General features: G+C 29.5%; 4 protein-coding genes. 1 reads left to right on the forward strand and 3 read right to left on the reverse strand.

All coding sequences use genetic code 11. From position 1 onward, the window contains the following. Positions 1–961: 961 nt before the first annotated feature. The gene (locus B5P40_RS31845) at positions 962–2074 is read right to left on the reverse strand and encodes a GerAB/ArcD/ProY family transporter (protein WP_113710520.1); all 1113 of its coding nucleotides are present in this window, start codon (positions 2072–2074) and stop codon (positions 962–964) included. A 556-nt stretch (positions 2075–2630) separates the two neighbouring features. On the opposite strand from B5P40_RS31845, the gene B5P40_RS31850 reads away from it, so the two are divergent. Next, positions 2631–3851 carry an MFS transporter gene (locus B5P40_RS31850; protein ID WP_258402217.1) on the forward strand — a complete coding sequence of 407 codons (1221 nt, stop codon included), beginning with the start codon at positions 2631–2633 and terminating at the stop codon, positions 3849–3851. An 820-nt stretch (positions 3852–4671) separates the two neighbouring features. Here B5P40_RS31850 and B5P40_RS31855 read toward each other — a convergent pair. Together B5P40_RS31855 and B5P40_RS31860 are read right to left on the reverse strand one after the other, a co-directional pair. Further along, positions 4672–4983 (reverse strand): PqqD family protein, encoded by a 312-nt coding sequence (locus tag B5P40_RS31855; protein WP_002192026.1) that lies wholly within the window; start codon positions 4981–4983, stop codon positions 4672–4674. Then, positions 4983–6299: a radical SAM/SPASM domain-containing protein gene (locus B5P40_RS31860; RefSeq protein ID WP_002192025.1), complete on the reverse strand. Its 1317-nt coding sequence runs from the start codon at positions 6297–6299 to the stop codon at positions 4983–4985. Before B5P40_RS31860 ends, B5P40_RS31855 begins: the two co-directional genes overlap by 1 nt. Between the last annotated feature and the right edge of the window lie 300 nt (positions 6300–6599).

Genomic DNA, 6599 nt, shown 5'->3' on the forward strand with positions numbered 1-6599 from the left:
AAAATAAATAGCTCAAAAAAATCAACCCATGCATTTTAATCAAACTTTATTTCAAAGCAACAGTAAGGGGTCTTCTTTTGTACGTCAGTTCTTTACGTATATCCAAGAATTATAGTTCTTAATAACATGAAATTCATTTTCTTAGAGTTAATTAATCTTAAATATAAATATAGGTCTTTCTATAAGAATCCTATATTCTTCTCTATTTACCTATACTTATAATTTTACTAATTTATTATGATGTAGATATTATTTTAAAGTTATTTACACAAAATAACTAAATGGATTTTTTAGGAAAAGAAAATAATAAACCATTCGGTTTTCTAAATTCACATAATTTTCAAAAATAAAATCTGTAGATGTTAATATTTGTTATATAATAAACTTATCAAAGTATTACCCCTGTAGTTTCTATGATGAACCTGTAAGATAGTTTTTTTGTCCCGTATATTCACCTTAAACTAAAAAGAACTTGTAGGGATTCCTACAAGTTCTTTTTGTTTTTCTTATTAGGGTACCACCACATCGCTATCAAGCTAAAATTTTATAGTACCCCCCAGAACGAAATTTTGTGCTAACTTGTAACAAAAAAGCTCATTTTTTCGTTTTGGGGTAATTTTGATTTCTTAAGTTGATGGGCATGTATGGTAACTCCTATTATAAGGATTGTCGTAATGAAGATAGCTTTTTCCACCATTTGAGAAAAGCCAGTACAAATGTTGTGGTAAATGAGGTTATTTATGGTACAAAAAAGGATTGAACATACAGAATTATTCCGTTTGTATCTATCCTCTTCTTTTATTCTTATATAATGTGAAACATTATATATTTATTCTTGTTGAAACAAAGATTGATCCAAATTTCTTGAATCTAAATAAAACAGAAAGAATTCATCCATCAATTGTTTGAACTTGTAGCATAAAATACAATTCTGTTAGGAATATATGCGTTTTACTGGTTTTCATTTTATCTTTGCACCAGAACCCTTTTTTCTCTTTATTACGGTAATTAACAATAATATAGATGGGATAATTAGAATATAAAAAAAGTTAACCGTTGTTGCCAGATTTCCAAATCGATTTATTTCTTTTTGACCATTTGGAAATATAGAAAGCATGTATACAATGGGTAGCAACATAAAGATACATGTTGTTTTTTTTCTCTTTTTAGATATTGAAGTTAACAAAATCACTACCATATCTAAATATATTATAGTAGTTGAGAAAATAGTAATAATCCACGTCATAAAAAAAAACGAATCAAATCTGTCTAAAAAACCCCCTACTCTTACTTCTTTCCCCAATTCTAAAACCGGATATACCAACTCACTAACAACACCTTGAGAAAACACACATATACAAAACAAATAGGTAATTGTGTATAGAATTACTACTAATAGCAATCCACTCACTACATATACTGGCGCTTTTTTAGGATTACTAACTATGGAATTATAATATAATACAGCCTCAAATCCTAAGAAAGCAAAACCTGCATTTTTGAAACCGTAGATATAACCCTTTGGGGGAGTTTCTAAAATTGGAAATAGATGATGGAGATCAATATTATTTATATTTAATACGAATGTTAAAACAAGCGCTCCTATAACAATATATAAACCAAAAATACATAATTGTATTAAAGCCATTCTCGATCCACACAAACCATATGCAATTACTAATAAAAACCCAAAAGCAATGATTTTAACGTCTGTATTTTCCAATAGAAACATGTTCACTATTACAGAGATACTTCTTATCTCATAAGCAGCGATACTAAGGTAAATACATATAGCCATTAGCGAAAAAAGAAATGCCACAGGTTTTGAAACTAATGTACTTGTATATTCATAAAAGGACACTTGTGGAAAATAAGTAGTCAATTTTGTAGAAATCCATCCCAAAATAACAACTACAAGACCTGAACCTAACAATATAACCCATCCATCTGAAAATAAAGTCGTGCTTGCAATAGCATTAGGTAGCGAAAGTAAACCAATCCCACAAATATTACAAATCACCAAAGTTGCTAATTCTATCAGAGTAAGACTTCTACGATACGGATCAGAATTCATATTATGGTCACCAACTTAAAAATAATATAAGTTAGTTTTACCTTTTGTCTAAACATTATTCATAATAATCCCATGTCTCATTAAAATAGAAAACTGATAATACCACTAACGAAAACACCGATCAGGGGTCCTAAAACATAGGCCGTACTTAAATGAAAAAAATAAAACATCCCCCATGATATTTCACGAGGGATGTTTATAGGCCTCAACATATCAAAAAAGAATATTGTACGTTATAGGGAAAATAAACTAGTGTTTATAAAGGTATACCTTTACGAGCATTTTTTATTTTCATAAATCTATAGATAAAAAGATTCCTTGATACGTCTTGTAAAAGAGAATCAAAAGGTACACCTTTCTTTCAAAACTGCATTAAACATAAAACCTAAATATAGTCTTTAGAACTTTACAAAAGGATCAAAGTGAAATATAATTAAATTAATCTGAATATTAAGAAAAAACGAGTTCGATACATCCTGAATAATTCACAAAGTTAACCTTTCGATATCCATAATCTATGAAGGAGTGATACAATATCAACAGAAATATAGCAGTTATTACTACAAATCAATTTTTAACAAACCTAGCCGATAGTATCTTTCAGGTTGTACTTTTTTGGTATGTTTATCATCAAACAGGTTCGGCACTCTCTGCATCACTAGTTACAGCGATTAGCTTTACTGTTCAAATTTTTTTATCCCCACTTATCGGGGTTTTTTCTGATAGATTTAATCCCCTAAATTCAATGCAATTGTCATTTTGTTTATTAGGAATAGTAGGCATCCTCTTTACTCCTATTTATTTCTTTTTTAACTCTTTTATTGTAATCTACATCTATTTAGCTATAATAATTCACACCTGTTGTATGATGTTAGAGGGAACGTCAAAGAATAGACTTATCCCATTGTTTGTGGGTGAAGAAAATGTTGTAAAAGTTAATGGTTATATATCTTCATCCAGTAATACGGCTGCATTGATAGGAAACAGTTTAGGTGGAGGTCTGTTGGCTATTGTATCATTTGCTGGTGTCATGTTTATACATTCGGGTTTGTATTTTCTTGCAGCAATTATGTTACTATTTTTAATAAAAAATGAGCAATTTAAAGAAAAAAAAGAAGAGAAAAAAAAGGTAAATAAGAACCGATTTTTCAATGAACTATTAGATGGTTTTAAACTATTGAAAGATAATCGTCCATTACTTAAATTGATTATCTTGTCATGTGTATTAAATATAGCTATGCTAAATTCCTCTCTATTGGTTGTTTTAGTAAGTAAACATTATCAGGGTTCGTCAGCCACTTTTGGTTTTTTTAATATGTTTGGTGTACTTAGTTCAATTCTCGTTGGTTTAATTATTGGTAAATTAACAGATAAATTCAGATCCTCTTCCTTACTTACAGCAAGTTTGTTTATAAACGGAACTGCAACAGTATTAATGGGCGTAACGCATAGTACAGTTTTGGGTATTATGTTAAATATGTTAGTCCTCTCTTCAGGGACTATACTACGAATTACTTTTAATTCATTTATGATAATTTGTGTTGAAGATAAATTTAGAGGTAGAATTATGTCTCTAGCTATAGCAATATCCGCCATCATAGTCCCTTTAATATCAATCCTTGGTGGGTATCTAAGTGATCATTTAGGTATAGGGGTTGTTTACATATTATCCGGTTCTTGGGTGATTGTCTGGGCTTTATTCCCGTTAATTGACAAAGATATTCGTACAGTTAACCTTGAAGCACAACAAGGACAAAACAAAAGTGCCGCACTTTAATTAAGTCTATGATTAGAAATCGAATAGTTACTATAAAGACATACTAATATTAGTATGTCTTTATAGTAGAAGTTAAGGATGAATTGTGATATCAACAAAACTTAGAATTTTGGAGTAGCCAAACTACTTCACTGTCCTTATAAGAGCCCAAAAAATAATTTTAACATTAGAAATCATATACATAAAAAAAACTTTTTTTGTACTCCTCAATTCACGTAAAATATTTCTCTTCATTTATTACTACTTGTTTAAATCTAAGAAAAGGCTGTCCAAAATTCGATTCCCCGAATTTTGGACAGCCTCCTCATATTAATACATGACCATCCAAATGTAGGTTTGGGCTCTTTGAAAGGTCAGTTAAATTAAGTCCTCTAATTAAAATGAGCATTTGTTTTTTTGAAGGTAAGGAACCAAAAAATCTAAATTCATTATTTGAACTCACTTTTGTTTCCTTCTCTAATAAGGCTATTTTAAAGTGTATCTTATCGATTTCCGATGAAAGGTAGTTTTTATAGTCCAGGGATATAATCGAATTAGGAATCTGATAATAATTAGGTTTAACAGTTACTTTACCTAAAATGTCTGTATATTTTATAGGAGGATCAAATAATAAATTATTATCTCCAGAAGTAATAACTATATTCTCATCAGTATAGTTTATTCTATGACAAATTAATTTCCCTCTTCCATCTTCATATAGAATAATATCACCCTTACAATATGCTTTTTCACTTGGACACCTTCACCGTCTTTTAATAGAGGACTCATACACAGCCCATCAATAGTAATATTTACGCTTTTATTTAAATCCAAAGCCTTCTTAATGAATTGATTCATGTAATTCATATTCTCTTTCCTCTATTAATCCATGATTTAATAGTTCGGCAAAAAAACGAGTTACGTCATTTTCGACTCTTTCTTTAAATGTTACGTCTAGGTTAAAATCTATTAATAATTTTCCCACTAGATTTTCATTGGTTAAATGCGAATTTTCATTAAATTCTTTCCAAATAACCATAGCAACCTCATCATCTAAAATTAACGTTTCTCCTTTAGGGCTTAGTATAAATATTCCTTCTGGATTTTTATCGAAAAATATATCTTTTTTTAGAATATATATCTTTTTTTTCATTATGCTGTAACCTCCTTATTCGATTTAAAGTATCTCCACATTTGTTCGATAAACGCAGTTTTAATGAATTCACATTCATATGTATTTGTACCATCTACTTTTGTTGTTTCACTCCATTGGATGGCTCTACATCCTCCACCACAAAGATACTTAAAAGAGCAGCCTTTACATATCGGTATATTATCGACATGACGTTCCCTCGATTCTTGAAAAGACTTTGATTTGTAATATATTTCAGAGAGAGACTCTTCTTTTATGTTTCCTGCATAAAAAGAGTTATCATGCATTAATTTACATGGATAGACGTTTCCTCTACTATCTACAGAAAATTCCCCCAAACCATGACCACAATGTTGTTGAATAGAGAATTGCTTTGCAATTTGCCCTTGCTTGTGACTATTTTTTAGAATTGTGTTTTCAAAATCTAATCTTTGAGCATAATCTAATTCATATTCATTCTGTTTCCCTCTACCTAATGATGAAGCCGGAACTACAACAATTCTCATATCATTCTTATACGTAAACTCAAGCATATCATCAATCGAGTCTAAATTATTTGTTGTGATCGTTTGATTTATTTTTAATTTCCCACCGGCTTCCATTAATAATTTAATAGCCTTTGTTGCTTTTTTCCATGAGCCCCTCCCTCTATTTTTATCATGCTGATTTTCTTGTAGGGAATCAAGACTGATAGTGATTAATTCTGTAAGAGAAGACAGTTTCTTAGCGATATCTATATTACTTATAAAGGAACCGTTTGTAATTATTTTAACTTCCAAACCCACTTCATTTGAATATTCAATCAAAGTAAATATATCTTTCCTTAAAAAGGCTTCTCCCCCTGTAAACACTACAGTTTTTGTACCTAAATCTTTTATTTCTCTAATAACCTTTTTAGCCTCATCAGTGGTTAAATCTTCCTTCATAGTTCTATTAGGTCCACTTTCTGCATAACAATATACGCAACTTAAATTACATGTATAAGTTGTAACAAAATAGACGATTGAAGGAATATGTTTTTTAGCATTATTAGTAAAACTACTAATATGCTCCTCGTTATTTGTATCAGAATCAATTTTATAAAGTTTAATTAAATTAATTATTTTATTCACCATCGATATATCAAACTTTTCAGAAATTACGTTATTAGAAACTTGATTAAATAAAAATTCAGCTGCAACTTCATATTCTTTAGAATTTAATACGATCCAACTATTTAGAATGAAATTATGAACTATGTAATCATCTTTTCTTGAATAAACAGCTATGTTACCTTTCTTTTTTACTAACAATTTTTTTTTCATTAATTCTGCCACATATATTCCCCCAAGCTTTATAAAATAATTACAGTTATATTTCAACCCTTTTCCCCTATTTACGTTAACTAATTTATTAACGACTAGAAATAGGATACATTATTTACATCCAAATAATGTAACCCTATTTCTTCATCTCATTTAGTATACATTTCATTAAGTATTAACCATTTCCATTTCCAATTAATAAGCCACATGCACAACCTGCTGAACCTTTAGAACTTACCTGCTTAATAGTCGGCGAAGTGTAATTCATTAGAATCCCTCCTTTGTTTAGATTTCTTATTAATTTTTCAATCC

It is taken from the genome of Bacillus sp. SRB_8, assembly GCF_003264205.1.
In the GTDB taxonomy this organism is placed as follows: Bacteria; Bacillota; Bacilli; order Bacillales; family Bacillaceae_G; genus Bacillus_A; species Bacillus_A mycoides.

What these genes read in the sequence shown, in the direction of transcription:
- B5P40_RS31855 (WP_002192026.1), bottom strand. Translation starts at nt 4,983, where the DNA reads ATGAAAAAAAAGATATATATTCTAAAAAAAGATATATTTTTCGATAAA.
- B5P40_RS31845 (WP_113710520.1), bottom strand. Translation starts at nt 2,074, where the DNA reads ATGAATTCTGATCCGTATCGTAGAAGTCTTACTCTGATAGAATTAGCA.